Genomic DNA, 15,831 nt, shown 5'->3' on the forward strand with positions numbered 1-15,831 from the left:
TAGGGAGTAGGGAGTAGGGAGTAGGGAGTAGGGAGTAGGGAGTAGGTAATGGGCAAAAGGCAAATTACCGATTACCGATTACCGATTACCGATTACCCACTAGTAGCTGACCGATAGTATGGGAAAAAACTCCCAATCACTAATGACAAATTAGTCAGTTTATAGTTATTCCCACGAATCTAAATCTAGAGCTTTGGAACCACCTCGCTCTAACTGAATCAATACGTTACCGAGTTGTGACCAAACTAGCCCACTAATAAATAAGGTCATAGGTATGGAAATTGAGTAACACAACCAATAGGGCAAGGCAAAAATTCCTAACCCAGAGGCTAGAAACAGGCAAATCCCAACAGCAATTCCCATAAATGGGAGAAGTAACTGGATTCCTTTAATTTCAGCCAGGGTTTGACTGGATTTGGTCTTATACCATTCCTGTACTTTTTCTTTGAGTGTAGCTTCAAAAGCTAGCCCACAGGTAATCCCAGCAAACAAACCAAAAATTAACAAAAAATAGGGTGGATCTGGCCAAAAATTATACACAAATAACTCCTAATCTTCATGCTTTTAGTGCCTGTGAAGATTATTACAAAAAATGATAGCAAAGGGAATAGGGAATAGGGAATAGGGAATAGGGAACAGGGAATAGGGAATAGGGAATAGGGAGCAGGGAGCAGGGAGCAGGGAATATGGTATCAAAAATTATCACAATTCCGACACGGATTGCTAAAGCTGGGAATGCTATCCGGTAGTTGTGGAGATCATAAAATCTTATAGTTTCCTAAGGTGGGCGAGGCGGGGCAATGATTTTTATCCGCGCTGTAACCCACCAAATTCTATAGCAGTTGGCAACCGGCGCTAATTACAATAACAACAAGTAGTGAATACTTAGGAGTAAGTAGTCATGATCAGGAATATCGTTGTCAGCCAGTTGGTCTGACACACTATTTGGTAGTAACAGCAGGAGCTTTGGGTAAAATAGCCCCAATCCCATCACTGGAAATAGTACTTAGTGCATTCAAAGCTACATTGAATAAACGTTCTGGTGGTAAATCATCTTTGACTAAGTTCCACAGACTCTGAATTTCGGCTCCATGGAGTTGGTCATCTTCGGTTAACGCTAACAACAGTTCACGTCGCAAAAACTGACCTTCCTCAGACAAGAGATACTGCAAACCAAGTTGAGCGGTTGGTAGCAAATCAAAGTTCTGATCAGAGCGAGCGATCGCAATCATATTTTCCAGTCGTTCCCACTGGAATTTACCGTCTTTGAACAACACCTCAATCAAACGCCGCCGCATTTGTGGGGTTTCACCGGTAAGCAGACGCTGAGCTACATAGGGGTAGGAAACCTCGACAATTTTGAAATTCGGATCTAAGCTCAGTGCCAGTCCTTCCTGAGTCACCAGAGAACGGATAATTAAGGAAAACTTGGCTGGAACCCGGAAAGGATAGTCGTACATCAACTCTGAGAACTGATCTGTGATCGTCTTGAAGTTGAAATCTCCGACACTTTCACCAATTGCTTCTCCCAACACAGCTTCTAAGGCTGGGATAATCGGCTGAATATCTGTGTTGGGTGCTAAGAAACCTAATTTAACAAAAGCCTGGGCTAATGATTGATAATCTTGATTAATTAGATCAACGACACAGCTGACAATGGTTTCTTTGGTATCCTGATCTAACTGATCCATCATACCAAAGTCAATATAGCCCATGCGTCCATCCGGAAGGGCAAATAAGTTACCTGGATGAGGATCAGCATGGAAAAAGCCATGCTCTAACAACTGACGCAAACCAGAGGTGACACCGGTTTTAATCAAGCTTGCGGTGTCTAGTCCTAAGGCTTCAATACGTTCTGTATCGGTTAACTTGAAACCATCAATCCACTCTAGGGTGAGGACACGGATACTGCTGTAGCGCCAGTATATTGCTGGAACCTTCACAGTGGGGTCGTCTTGGAAGTTTAGAGCAAATCGTTCGGCATTGCGACCTTCATTGAGATAATTAATTTCCTCAAAGAGCTTAGTACCAAATTCATCTACAATCAAAGTTAGGTCATGACCGAGATTGAGTGGTAACCAGGGGGCAATCCAGCTAGCTGCCCACCGCATCAAATAAAGATCTAGGGTGAGGACAGGGCGTAAGTTAGGACGTTGTACCTTAACCGCCACCTCTTCACCGGTGTGAAGTTTAGCCCGATAGACTTGACCAAGACTAGCGGCTGCTACAGGTCTTGGGGAAATTTGGCTAAAGAGTTTTTGGATGGAGCGCCCTAACTCTTGCTCGATTATGGACAATGCGATCGCATTGTCAAAGGGAGGCAGCTGGTCTTGTAGTTTGATCAGTTCATCTAAAAAATCTTGCCGAATCAAGTCAGGGCGGGTGGAAAGAGCTTGTCCGACTTTAATAAAGGTTGGACCGAGGTTAGTCAGAAGTTCCCGCAGCTGTGTCGCTCGTTTTAACTTATTCTGCTCAGTCCGGTTGCGCCATTGGTCTAACTTAATACTAAAAACAAAGCTAGCGAAACCCCAGACAATCCTCAGGCAACGCCAAATCACTACCCAAGGTCTGGAACGATAGTAGCGGGCGATCGCTTGTGGATCATAGTACCTTTGGGGTTCATTAGACCGCTGTTCAGGAGATACAAGTTGATGCTGACTCACGCTGAGTATAGGCCTCTCTAAGAAATTTATAGTTTTTTATCTATCTTTTGCGTTTTATTAAATAAGTATACACTTGTACATATACTATAATTCGGTGTTTAAGTCCAATAGTTCATGTAGGGTGGGCAGTGCATCAGACAGATAATGAAGCTTGCAAACCACTTTGGTAGGCACTGCCCACCCTACGATTAATGACAATGGTGCAAGATCTCAGTTTAAGTCCAATCGAAGGTTTAGGGCAGGTTTTGCTACCAGGACAATTGAGAGTCCCATAGAAACCTACACCAGAAACTTGCCCATTTCCTGAACTTCCGATAGTCAATTATGGTCAATTGAGTAGATTACGCTCAAAATAACTGACCAGTCAAAATCACCCCCTCATCCCCTCATTCCCTGATCTGGTCATCTTCAGAGGAACTGGTCACAAATTTCTGCCAAGGTTTACTAGTCCTGTGTCATAGATTTTTTCTAGGTGCGCTTGACCCATTAAGAATTAAATTCCCCACGGGTCCCACCTCTTGATGCATATATCGGTAAAATTGTCAACTTCCATTATTACATTAACCGAGGCTCTAGCTTCGGATTTCAGCTCTGATTTGCGTGTTATCACCGACAGTCTTTAAATTAAAACTTCAGCAGAATCCTCCATGACGGGGCTAAATCAACAAAGCAACAATGGTGTCATATCGATTCCGCTGGTATCGTAGCGAAGCAGCATGGGCAATCTGTTGATTTATCGACGTTGATTTATCGACGTTGATTTATCTACACTATGCTGTTTCCGTGATTGCCCGAACCAAATCGGCACTAAGTACCTGGACAAAAATAAACCTCACTTCTTGATGCAAAGCGCGAGTGGGGGAAACCCCCTGTTCCGAAGCTGCATCGCTGTATTAACTTCTGTAAAGTTGCCAAAAGCCCCTCTGCTCCCAGCTCCGAACGCGCCCCGCGTGGCCCACGGCCTCAGTCCCTGCTCCCTATTTCAACAGTTAATTTTACTTTTGTCCGACTACTTATGTGTCATATGATCGTGCATGATTTGAGACATCCTTTGGCTAATATTATGATATATTTTGATATTTGGCAGCAAACTGAACTTCAAAAAAAACAGCAAAGAAAGACTGAACAAATCTTGAAATTAGCTCTCCAGCTGCGCTCAATGACGGATAACTTATTGATGATGGCGAAGTTACAATCGGGAAAACTTACGCTTAATCGAGACTTGGTGGATATCAATGCACTCGAACAAGAGGTAGTCTTAGATTTCCAAGCCATTGCTTACGAGAAAAACATTCAGCTAGTTAGCGATCTACCAGAATCCAGTAAGACTCTTTTAATTGATGCTAATTTAATCCGCCGTGTCTTAGATAACTTACTCTCAAATGCCATCAAATTTTCTCCTTCACAAAGTAAAGTTATACTGCAAGTATATTATCCAGTAGATCGGGAAACCAAAGCTATAATTCGCATTGCTGATTCTGGACCTGGGATTAATGAAGAATTGCGAAAACGTATTTTTGATAAGTACGATGTGGGAAATTTAATGACTGGAATTTATCAAACTGGTCTGGGATTAACATTCTGTAAAATGGCAGTTGAAGCCCATGGTGGTAGAATATTCGTAGAAAATAATCAACCATCGGGGTCAGTGTTCACTGTAGAAATTTAAGTATAAATTGTAAGCATTCAGCCGTCAGCCGTCAGCCGTCAGCCTTAGCCTTGGCCGTTGGCCACGCTACGCGAATGGCTGAGAGCTGAGAGCTGAGAGCTGAAAGCTGAGAGCTGAATGCTTACGAAATTTAATTAGAAGCTGTAAAAGAAAGACTTCATACTTAATTAGATTTGGCTTCCAGGTTTTCCAGGCGGCTTTTGAGTTCCTGATTATCTTTTTTGAGTTTGTCAAGTTCGTCCCGTAGCTGTTTAAGGGCTTTGTCAGAGCCAATGTTTTTCTGGACTTTCTGAATGGCTTCTTCTGCAATCCGACGAATTCGCCCATCAGGCGTATTCTCTAAAAGCGATCGCAAAATATCCATAGCTTTCGGGGTTTCCATTTTTCCTAGAGCCCCAACTATGGTGACTTGAGTCAAATAGAAGGTTTCACGGGACAGTTCTTCTAATTGCTCCAGGATCGACTCTATTTTATTGGGAGTCTGACCTTTAGAAATGTCTCCTAAAGCTCGAATCGCTGCTAGACGAAGGGGTTGAGGTATGCCAGGAGTGGTATATTCTAAAATTACGTCTAGGGCAATGGGTGAGGATTTAATTTGACTTAAGCCACCAATGGCACCGCTACGTACTACTTCATTCCAACCACTCCGTTCTTGGAGTACTTTTGTCAGCAATTGGATTACTTCATCTTCCCTATCCTTAAGGCTTGCCGAAACCATTCCCCCAAGTGACCTAGCTGCTGAGGCTTCTACGTAGTAGCTGGCATCCCCTTTTTCTAGTAATTGCTTGAGAGCATTGTAGCTTTCTGGAGTCTTCACTTCACCCAAGGCTTGCACAACGGCACGACGCACACGGAGATTTTGATCGGACAAGCCAGCAATTAAGGCGGCTTCGGCTTGATCTAGTTTTACCTTAGCTAATTGTTTGGCTACTTCTAAACGAACACCCCAGAATGATTCACTCTTTAGGGCATCAGACAATGCTTTTACTGCTTCTAATCCTCCCTTTTTCGCCAAGGCTTTCCCTGCATAGATACGGGAGATGGGGTCTGGGTCAAATTTCAGCTGGGCTTTGAGCTCGGCTATGGGGTATTCTAGGGAAACGGTTTTCAGGTAATTATTCCCGTGGTCGAAACTAATCAAGTTAGGTTTTTTCCCCAGTGGGAAATAGAAACTTTGTTCCCGTTCATGAACCCTGACCGTAAATGTCTGTAGGCACGTTTCATTAGACGTTTCCACAGGAGAATCGTCTTCGAGCTGGGTGTAACCAAAGGCAATCGGGATTTTGAGGTCAAATAGCTCACTATCGCTACCCGTGTTACTATCTTTTGCCTGAGTTTGGGTTACTGTAACTTTAGCCAACTGGCTATCCCCATCCCAGGAATAGGCAACTTTGTATTCAGGATGACCCCCCCGGAAGACGTACTGGTCAAATAGGAATAACAGATTACGACCGGTAGCTTTTTCAATCGCCCTTAGCAGGTCAATGGTTTCTACGGTTTTGTGAGCATTATCTTTAACAAAGGTTTGGATGGCTTTCCAGAACAAGTCTTCCCCTAACTCTGCCCGAATCATATGATAGACGCAAGCACCTTTTTCATAAAGGTGCCTATCGTAGAGTTCCATAGCTTCTCGATAGACATGGGTCACCATGGGGCGGCGGTAACGAGAACTATCTTCTGAGATATAGCTACGTGCTTCATTGAGTAGGTAGTAGGCAGCATCATCTTTACCATACTCATGTTCGGTCCAAAACACTTCTGTGTAGGATGCCATGCCTTCCTTAAGCCAGGCATGGGACCAGTGTTTAATCACCACTAAGTCCCCAAACCACTGATGAGCAAGTTCGTGAACCACAAGGCTTTCAGTCCGTTGGTTATCGATAGCTGCTCGTTCATCAAGCAAGCAACGGTCTGTTAACAGAGTGGTGGAGGTGTTTTCCATACCACCAAAGATGAAGTCTTCTACACAGACTTGGGCGTATTTCGGATAGGGGTAGGGATAGCCAAAGGTTTCACTCAAGAACTCTATCATTCCAGGGGTTTTGCCCATGCTGCGGCGAGCATCCTGCTCTCGCCCCTTCTCGACGTAGTAGTTGACTGGTTTGCCCTGCCATTCATCCCGAATTTCCGCAAAGTCTGCTACTGCTAGAGTCATCAGGTAAGTGGGATGAACTTCTTGCTGCCGCCAGTGGTATATGGTTTCATCCCCGTCTTCTTCTGTAGCAATTAGTTCCCCGTTGGAGATAGCAATCAGGGGTTTTGGCACTCTAACGCGGATTTCGGAGGTAGCAAGTTGACCAGGATAATCGAAACAAGGGAACCAGTAGCGAGAGTCTTCATCTTCTCCTTGGGTCCAAACTTGGGTGGGTTTGTTGGGGTAGTGTTGGTTTGGATGAATGAAGTAAATACCCCGCTGGGGGTTGTCTACACTGTATGCGATCGCAATCTTAATCGCTTTTCCAACAACAACCGGGTTAAGTAGCTGAATCTTTAGTTGTTCCCCGTCATACTCAAAGGGTTGGGGGATTTGGTCAACCTGCACTGAGGCGATAGTCAAGTTGACCGCATCAATTACTAGCTGTTTAATGCCGCGTATTGGGTTGAGGGTGATAGTGCAGGTACCGCTAACGCTTTGGAGGGGGATATCCAGAGTTAAATCCAGGAAAATATGCTCCACTTGTCCTGGGCGGTCAGGATTGTATTGGGGTTTAGCACCGGGTAATTCAAACGACTTGTGAGTTTTGCTTTCGGTATCAAAATACGACTGGGACATTAGTGAAGTTGTAGAACTGAACAGTGTGGACAATGGCGTTAAGTGGAGCTATGGGAAGTTTCCCAAAGGAAAAAGAGTCACCCTTCCTGTAGCGGTCGATTGATATATTTTAAGTTAACTCATCATCAAGCTATTTAGCTGATCACCGCACTACCCATCCCTTGGAACATCAACCATGATAAGAAAAAGTTGATAATAAAAATTGCTAGCAAAGCAGTAACCACAGCAGTGGTGGTAGATTGACCGACACCTTTAGCCCCTCCTGTCGTGGTTAACCCCCAGCTACAACCAATCACAGCAATCAACAGCCCAAACACTACAGATTTAATAGCAGCAGAGAACAAGTCCCAAATTCCTAAGAAGTTACGAGCCGAATCAAGAAACAAAGACTGGGGAATACCATAAAGATTTTGAGCCAGCACCAATCCTCCTACCATACCAGTCACAATGGCGAGAATGGTCAACACTGGCAGCATCAGACAACAAGCAATAACCCGAGGAATCACTAAGTAATCAATTGGGTCAGTCTTGAGCATATACAAAGCATCAATTTGCTCTGAAACGCGCATCGTACCAATTTCAGCAGCAAATGCCGAACCAACTCGTCCTGCTAAAACCACAGCAGTCAACACCGGAGCCAATTCCCTAGCCAAAGCTAGAGCCAAGACTCCCCCAATGGCATTGGTGGCACCAAAATTAATGAACTCTCGTGTTACCTGAATGGTAAACACCATACCGATTACAGTAGCAGTGAGCAGAGCAATTATCAGAGACTCTGGTCCAACAGTTACCATTTGCTCGATAGTATTGCGGCGGTGAATCTTCCCAGTCAGTAGATGAAGTATCACTTGCCCAGCTAAGAAAATCGCCGCCAGTAAACGCTGACTCCATAACCCGAGGCTGGAAGTTTTAGCCATTAATCAATCATTTCCCATCATTCGCTTCCACACGGAAACGCTCAACAAATGTCCGCAACTCTCCCGCCACACCGACCAGGTTTTGCAAAGCTCCAGAAACCCTTTGGGCTTCTTGGGAGGTTTCTTGAGCGGTTAACTCAACGGATTGCATCACTTGGGCAACAGCACGGGATGTTTCAGTTTGCTCGATAGTATCCGCAGTGATTGCACGTACTAAAGCATCGATCCGGTTTGCCACTTGCACAATATCTTCAAGCGATCGCTTGGCTTGTTCTGCTCGTTTAGTACCTTCAATCACCTGTTGGGTGCCTTCTTCCATAGCTGTCATCACTGAACCAGTTTCACTCTGGATTTGCAACACAATATGTTCAATATCCTTGAGTGCCTTGGCTGACTTATCAGCGAGCTGTCGTACCTCATCCGCAACAACAGCAAAGCCTCGACCAGCTTCTCCAGCTCTTGCCGCCTCAATACTAGCATTGAGTGCTAACAAATTTGTTCGGGAGGCAATGGTAGAAATCGATGTAACAATTTTCGAAATTTCCTGGGAAGATTCTGCCAAACGCTTGACTTTACGAGTCGTTTCTGCTACTGTCTCACGAATTTGCAAAATTCCTGCCACAGTGCGCTCCACAGCCTCACCACCTTTGAGAGCGGTAGCCGAGGCTGAGCGGGCAACTTCCTCAGCTTCTCGTGCACTCTCTGCCACCCGCTGAATAGCATCGGTCATCACCTGTACAGAGTTCAGGGTAACCGCCAGTTCCTCAGCTTGCCGTAAAGCATCAGAAGACAAGCTACGGGCAAAGGACTCACTATCGGTGGAACATTTGGTCACCTGACGGACTGCCTGCTTGACTTGTTGTACAATTTCCCGTAGGTTTTGAATCGTCAGGTTGAAGGAATCAGCAACTGCTCCCAAAACATCAGCAGTTACCTCTGCCTGTACCGTTAAATCCCCCCGTGCTGCCCCTTCCACATCATCAAGCAATCGAATTACCTGGCGTTGGAGGTCTTCTTTTGCCTGTTCTTGCTCTTCTGCCTTTCGTTGTGCTTCAGTCATCGTTGTCAAGATGACTCTGGCCATTTGGTTGAAACTATGGGCTAACTGACCCAATTCGTCCTGGGAATAAATCGTAGCATGGGCATTGAGATTACCCTGACAGACTCCTTCAAACTGGGTTTTCAGGTTTTCGGTACTACGTCTAATCTGCCTAGCTGTAATATTCCCCACAGCCAGAGTCGTACCAAAACTGGCAACACCAGCGGCTAGGGTCATCAGAATACTAGTATTTCGCACATGATTTTTGAAGGATGGCTGATCTCGAACCATGTATTGTGCTCCAGCACCCACCGCTGCTACCACCACCATTGATACCGCGCCAGTAATCAAGGCAGTCATCCAATTCTTCTGGTTGACAGGAGCGTTTTCTATGGGAGCTAGTGGACCTTGGTCAATACTAACAACCAGCTCTTTGTCAATGTCTTTAGTAGGATTATAAATAGGGATTGGCTCGGTGGCACTACTAAGGCTAAATAGCTCCTCATTGCCAGTGGCTGACGGATAATCATGATTGGCTACAGCACTTACACCACTGGTGTTCATATCCATTGACCCAGTACTTCCGAGTGTTGAGCCAGTACTGCTTAAGACATCAAAATCACTATTGTCACCACTCTCATTGGACAGTGGTTGCTGATCATCAACAGAGAAATCAGGGATTGAATCTAAATCATCATCAAATAGGTCAAACTCATCTAAAAAACCCTCTTTTACCCCTTGATGTGCTTCAATTCCTGACAATATTTCCTCTTCTGATTCCGTTACATCATCCATTGTCCAAGAATCATCATCAAAGGATTCCAAATTAATTTGGTTTGGCCTTGGAGAGTTGAACCCATTTTGTTCGTAAGCTGAGTCCAAAAGTTGCTCATCCGAGCCATAGTTTTCCGATAAATAGGGTTCAGTAGAGTCAGTCGCCTCATCATTGAGATATTCTAAGTCCTCTTGATTGTCAGCATAGGCTTGAGTATCCCCCGTTGGTTCCTCAGGTTCCAAAGACTGCTCGGTGCTGGCATAATTTTCTTGGGTAGTCGCGGTAGGCTCAGAACTTGGAGTCGGGTAAAAATGCTCCTCAAGCTCTGCTGAATTCATTAACAGGGTTGCAGCTTCAACAAAGGAATTCTTTGATTGCTCCTCGATATCGCTAAACTCGTAATCCGGCAGGGATTCTAATTCTTCTTCAGCCAGGACGTTAAACTCAACTGTGCTATATTCACTAGTTAACTCTTCTGAACCATAAGATATATCTTCGTCTAAATTAACCTCAGGAGACACCATAAATGTTTGTAGACCCTCCTCTTGAGAGAGTTCAGGAAAGTGTCCTTCTGTGCCATTATAAGAAGTCTGACTACTGACAGGGTTTACATCGAGTTCTAAATCCTCAGAGGCAATTTCCCAACTCTCTAAATCCTCACTGTCTTCTTCTAGGTCACTAACGATACTAAAGGGGTCTAGATTAGAAGAAGACTGATAATCTATGGTGCCTTCATCACTAGTGGAATCTTGAAAAGAATCGTTAAAGGGTGAGGTTGATTCTGAAGCAAAATCATCAACCCCTGTGTTTTCAAAACTTAAGCTTTCCGGGTCAAATTCACTGATATCATTAAAATCAGCGAAGTCTTGCCAATTTCCTGCTGTGGGTTCTGCACTCAACTCCTCAGTATCATCTAGTTTTAGCTGTGATGTATTGACATCATCATCAGGTGATAACCCAGCCTCCTGATCACCATTTGTAGATTGCTGGGCGTACTCTAGACCGTTGTTGGCATAACTAACAAAATCTGGTTCAGAGGTCAGATTGAGTACTGATTCATACTGTTGGCGAGCCAAATCGTACTGCTGTAGACCATAGCAGTAAATATGACCCCGCAGTAGCAACGCACTGGGTTCATTAGGGAAATACTCAATCAAACGATCAACGAGTGTTGCCGCTTCTTGGTATTTGCCCTGCATATAGGCTTTTTCGGCTTCCCCATACAGCTGGGGGTAATTTATACTGGATGCCATTTACCTCCTCCCGAAGCATTAAAAATTAATTTAATGTTTAATAATAAGGCTCTACCGGACATAGTGTGTATAAAACCGCGCTTATTGCCGACTAGGTCTGATTGGACGTTTTTTTTATAAAAAATCATTCTATTAAAAACTGAAACTCCCGCCACATGATGATTATAATAATTATTTCATAACATTTTTACACAGCAATTTCGGTAGAGCCAATAATAATTAATCCAACTAATTTTTAATGTTCAATTTTTAATAATTAGTTTTAGGCTGCCCACCTGGCTGAGCGTATAATCGCCACATGATCAAGTAGTCGCAGAACTTGATTAGACTCAATCTCTAGCAACCACTCACCGCGTAAGAAAGGAGCCATACTATCGGCAACATTGGTAGGCATATGTAACTTTTCCACATCCAGCCAGTCTGTACAGACAATTTCTTGAACTGCCAACCCCAGCATAGTGTCTTGATCTTCAATAACAATAACAGGGATTTCCATACGGTCTGTATTTAAAACCGTTTTATCCCCCAGAAACTGACCTAGATCTGAGACCCAAATTACCCGTCCACGTCGATTGAAAGTCCCCAACAATAAAGGGGAAGCATTAGGAATAGGAGTAATTTGTTCAGGGCAGGGGTCAATTACCTCTTTGATACCAGTAGCCGGCAGAGCAAATTCATCACCAGATCGCAGATAAAACCGCAGGTATAGTTCGCCTTCAGGACTTTCCAATTCCTGCAATTCTGGGGCTTGTTCAAGAGCAGAGTCAGTTACAAAGTCCGGATTAGCAACCATTCCCGTCAAATACCAATATATTTATGTTCTAAGTAGCTGTCTAACTGTTCCAATCAACTCCGTTGGCTGAAAAGGCTTCGCAATGTATGCATCTGCACCTTGCTTCATGCCCCAATAGCGGTCAAATTCTTCACCTTTTGAAGAACACATAACCACTGGCACATTCTGAGTTTTAGGGTCAGCCTTAAGACGGCGACAGACCTCATAGCCATTCATGCGTGGCATCACTATATCCAAGACCACTACATCTGGACAAGACTCTAGAATATGTTCTAAAGCCTCAACACCATCACTGGCAACATCCACCTTCAAACCACTACCTTTGAGGAGGTCTGAGATCATCTGCCGTTGAGCAAGGCTGTCTTCTACAACTAAAACTTTACTCATAACTCCTAGCTCGACCCTCGGGAAATAGTAGTGAAATTAAACTACAGCCCGATTTGGGTCTATAAATTAAATCATGATTACAGTATCGCTCATCTATTGGTGGTGATACCAAGAAAGACTAGATTTTTATTGAATTTGTGGAAGCTTCTAGCTTGACCAGTGGGTTTAATTAGGATAGTGTTGGTTAATTAACTGATGGGTTAGACGCCTCTATTAATAAGTTAAAGGCTGACAGAGCAAGATTCTCCCCTTGATCTAATTCTTTGGTCAGGGTATGACTATCTTGGCATTGTTCTAGATCACCTGGACCAAATGTATTTTTCCAAAAGCATCAATAACTCATGATCTCCGAAGGGCTTCGTTAAGTAGTCAGTTGCGCCTACCATCCGGGCTCTGACGCGATCGATAAAGCCATCTTTGCCTGTGAGCATGATGATGGGGGTTTGCCGAAATGCTGTGGATTGGCGTAACATGCCACAAAGCTCATAACCATCTAGGTCGGGCATTACTAGGTCACAGAGGATGAGATCGGGTTGGAGTTGAAAAACCTCACTCAGAGCCTTTAGGGGCTTCTGTATTGCTGTGACTTTATAACCTTTGGCTTCTAGGGTATATTCCACAGCTTTTCCAACTGCGAGATCATCATCAACACAGACAACAGATCGTGTAACTTTCTTCAACTCCCATTGCTCTTCAATGGCTGGCGTATCTGCTTCTTTGGGGGTCACCATTTGGATTGACCCCTGTTGTACATAGGGATAAATAGCCCGAGCTACGGTGATCAGGTCGCGATGGAGATAACGGGACAACTGGCGTAGAGAAGTTTTGCCATCTACCCAACTGCTGATGAGTCTAAAGGATTTTTCGGGCAGTGTAGCCTGTAACTGGTCATGGGCAGTAATCATTGGACACTGATGGGGAGATTGGATATGAGGGCACAATTGCTTCCACTCCTGCACCTGCTTCATAATCTCTGTGACCAATGGTCCTATTTCTAAGGTAGTAAGTTGCGGTGCTAATGCCGGACCAATTTCAAATACAAAGTAGCCATGGTGAAAGCTCAGCAAATCAAAAAGGGTTTCATTAACCATGCTTTGAATAATGCTTCGCCCTTGGTTTGGTGTGATCACATGCTTTTCTAACAAAGCCCAAAGATAACCATACTCTAGAGCATTGGTAGCGGCAATGGACAGACTTTCCAATTCCTTGAGAGCATCATTGGCTTTATAGCGGCGCAGATAATCATGCAGGCGCGACAAGCTCCCATCGCTGTCAGCAGCATAGGCAATCTGGCCATTCAGGAAGAAGACAAACCAATAAGGACCGGGACTTGGTAGTTTTGGCTGCTGGTAAAGTCTACCTGAGGCAAAACGATGACTGCCACTATTGCTAGCCTTGCTACTAGGGTGAGAGCTGTATGCCTCGACTAAGAGTTCCCCGGTTCGCTGACCTAGCTCGATCAGTTGCAGGATGCTACGGATATCAATTTCACTCAAAGTTCCCTGCATTTAAAGACAATGTGCTCCTAACAACCTGTTGATGAATCTGAGATTATGACCTGTCATTGAGTTTAAGGATGCCCATAAACTGGTACTGATCTATCTTTGCTCAAGAAACCGCTTAACTGTACACTGAAAATATCCTAAAAAATTGGGTGAGGCTAGTATAGTTGGTAAGGAATCGCTTCTGTAAGCCAACTGGTGGAAGCTTACCATGGCTGCAGACAGCTAACCATGAGCGAAGTAACTGATTAGGGGTAAGAGTGGGATTTTGACGGTTACTGGAAAATTAAGCTAAGATGTCCAAGGTTCTAGGTTAGGACTTTAAACACCATTGGATAGCATATAAGCATATAAATTAAGTATATTTATTTGAATAGGGATTAGACACAAGGTAAGAAAGTGATGGGGTAAGATGTTATGTTCAATCTAGCTAGAAAAATCGACCACTAGGGTTGATAAAATCTATGCTTGGGGAAACTAGACAGATTGGGGAAACTAGACCCCCCCTGTGGGAAGATTCCTAAGACTATCCTCATAAATCTATTTTTATTCTGCTAACCTTGATTGACTGGCAGATCAAGTCTGGGAAATACCTTAAAATACCTTTAGTGTCTAAATATACTGAATACCGTCATCCTTTAAAGGACTAATAGCCTTAAGGATCAAAACAAAATCGGTTGACCAATCATCTCCGAAAATTACCACCCTGCAACCCCAAAGGGGTTAAGCGTTCAAATGTGTTAATTAAGAATTGGGCACAATACAATTAAAAGAGGACGATCAGTGTGCTGTATCTCGCAGAGGTAAGAAAGCAGAAAACTGGGTTTATGGGTAGAGCTCAGGCCGAACTCAAACTGCTGGCTTTTCAGCGGACTGACCAGAGTTGGAATAAGGTGTCTGGGGAGGAAGTGCTTCCGACAGAACAAGCCAATAACTTTGGTGATGGTGCGTTGGTGATTGTTAACCTGAGTGGGAATCGACAAATACAGGGGACAATCGAGGCAGCGGGGGGAAGGTTAGTCAATCTATTGCAAAATTTCTCTCGCTTGCTAGAAAAGTCAAAAAACCAGGAAGAAGAAATTGAGCAGTGGAAGCAATCTTTGACCTATCAAAGTCAAGAACTCAACCGTCGCGAGATGGAAATGGAAGCGCGGCTTGAGCAGATGCAAACGATGGAGGAGGATTTTTCCAGAATAGAGCAACAACGCCAAGAACTGGAAACTACTGAGGCAGAAACTGCTAAACTCAGACAAGAATTGGAGCGTAAAAGTAAGGAGCTCGAAGGTGCTTGGGAACAACTCCGGGGACAGCAGCTACGCTTACAAGAGCAAGTTTCAGAGGGTCAGTACTCTGCTGGTTTAGATGCTCAGCAGGCTGGTGTGATTCAGCAATTGCTCAATCGCTTATCAGGAGGAGCAGAATCAACACAATCTGTCTGGGAACCACTGAATCAAGCCTTGGAAGTAGTCAAGCATCAGCATTCGGTGTTGGATAATCACTGGAAGAAGTTAAATGAACAACGTCTATTAGCTCAAAAATTGGAAGCAGAGGTTGAGGGTCAAGGGCAGGAAGTCCAACATCAAACCCGAAAGTTACAACAATTACAAGCATCCTGTGAACAGGCAAACCGGGAAAGGCAAGTGCAGCAAACTAATCTAGAGATCAAGCTCGAATCAGCTAGGATGGTGAGTCTGCAACTCCAAACTCAGGAAAAATTATACCAAGAACTGGCTCGAATGGCAACAACATCAGGGGATGTCAAGATTAGCCAAATGGTGGATATTGCAGCACTAGAAAAAATGCCCTTGGGTGAGTTACAGGATATAGTTCAGAATTTGCAGCAGGATTTGGAAAAAGTTGTACGCTTCGTCAATGACCAAGAAGAAGAACTAACACTCCAACACCAAGGGATTGAAGAACTACAAGAACAGATTAGGGTCGCTAGTGAGTACGATCGTATTAGTCTAGAAACCCAGTTAGCAGATGAGCAAGACCGTTACCAGATGCTGGACAGAACCTTGGTGGGTCAACGCCGGACTCTATGGGAACGAGAAGAAATT

General features: G+C 44.2%; 11 protein-coding genes. 2 read left to right on the forward strand and 9 right to left on the reverse strand.

Going from position 1 to position 15,831, the window contains the following annotated elements; translation table 11 throughout:
• Positions 1 to 165 precede the first annotated feature (165 nt).
• From F6K53_RS33340 to F6K53_RS33350, 3 genes are all read right to left on the reverse strand, one after another.
• Positions 166 to 540 (reverse strand): hypothetical protein, encoded by a 375-nt coding sequence (locus tag F6K53_RS33340; RefSeq protein WP_293045768.1) that lies wholly within the window; start codon positions 538 to 540, stop codon positions 166 to 168.
• Positions 541 to 583: 43 nt separating this feature from the next.
• Positions 584 to 706, reverse strand: coding sequence for a hypothetical protein (locus tag F6K53_RS33345; RefSeq protein ID WP_293072312.1), 123 nt, complete (start codon positions 704 to 706; stop codon positions 584 to 586).
• A 235-nt stretch (positions 707 to 941) separates the two neighbouring features.
• Positions 942 to 2,663, reverse strand: a complete 1,722-nt coding sequence (locus tag F6K53_RS33350) for an AarF/ABC1/UbiB kinase family protein (RefSeq protein WP_293072311.1) — start codon at positions 2,661 to 2,663, stop codon at positions 942 to 944.
• Positions 2,664 to 3,687: 1,024 nt separating this feature from the next.
• On the opposite strand from F6K53_RS33350, the gene F6K53_RS33355 reads away from it, so the two are divergent.
• Positions 3,688 to 4,332: an ATP-binding protein gene (locus tag F6K53_RS33355; protein WP_293039916.1), complete on the forward strand. Its 645-nt coding sequence runs from the start codon at positions 3,688 to 3,690 to the stop codon at positions 4,330 to 4,332.
• A gap of 163 nt (positions 4,333 to 4,495) precedes the next feature.
• Here the strand turns inward: F6K53_RS33355 and F6K53_RS33360 are convergent, their stop codons facing one another.
• From F6K53_RS33360 to F6K53_RS33385, 6 genes are all read right to left on the reverse strand, one after another.
• The gene (locus F6K53_RS33360; protein ID WP_293039919.1) at positions 4,496 to 7,105 is read right to left on the reverse strand and encodes a M1 family metallopeptidase; all 2,610 of its coding nucleotides are present in this window, start codon (positions 7,103 to 7,105) and stop codon (positions 4,496 to 4,498) included.
• A gap of 134 nt (positions 7,106 to 7,239) precedes the next feature.
• Positions 7,240 to 8,022 (reverse strand): MlaE family lipid ABC transporter permease subunit, encoded by a 783-nt coding sequence (locus F6K53_RS33365; protein ID WP_293021521.1) that lies wholly within the window; start codon positions 8,020 to 8,022, stop codon positions 7,240 to 7,242.
• A gap of 7 nt (positions 8,023 to 8,029) precedes the next feature.
• Positions 8,030 to 11,089 carry a methyl-accepting chemotaxis protein gene (locus tag F6K53_RS33370; protein WP_293071805.1) on the reverse strand — a complete coding sequence of 1,020 codons (3,060 nt, stop codon included), beginning with the start codon at positions 11,087 to 11,089 and terminating at the stop codon, positions 8,030 to 8,032.
• Positions 11,090 to 11,351: 262 nt separating this feature from the next.
• Complete coding sequence (locus F6K53_RS33375) at positions 11,352 to 11,882, reverse strand: chemotaxis protein CheW (RefSeq protein ID WP_293021525.1); 531 nt, start codon at positions 11,880 to 11,882, stop codon at positions 11,352 to 11,354.
• Between the two features lie 21 nt (positions 11,883 to 11,903).
• Positions 11,904 to 12,269 (reverse strand): response regulator, encoded by a 366-nt coding sequence (locus F6K53_RS33380; RefSeq protein ID WP_293021527.1) that lies wholly within the window; start codon positions 12,267 to 12,269, stop codon positions 11,904 to 11,906.
• Between the two features lie 299 nt (positions 12,270 to 12,568).
• On the reverse strand, positions 12,569 to 13,765 hold the full coding sequence (locus tag F6K53_RS33385) for a response regulator (RefSeq protein ID WP_364304510.1): 1,197 nt from the start codon (positions 13,763 to 13,765) through the stop codon (positions 12,569 to 12,571).
• A 791-nt stretch (positions 13,766 to 14,556) separates the two neighbouring features.
• Between F6K53_RS33385 and hmpF the strand changes: the two genes are divergently transcribed.
• The coding region (gene hmpF, locus F6K53_RS33390; protein ID WP_293083686.1) for a pilus motility taxis protein HmpF at positions 14,557 to 15,831 on the forward strand (1,275 nt) is incomplete at its 3' end.

The organism is Moorena sp. SIO4A1, from assembly GCF_010672065.1.
Taxonomy (GTDB): domain Bacteria; phylum Cyanobacteriota; class Cyanobacteriia; order Cyanobacteriales; family Coleofasciculaceae; genus Moorena.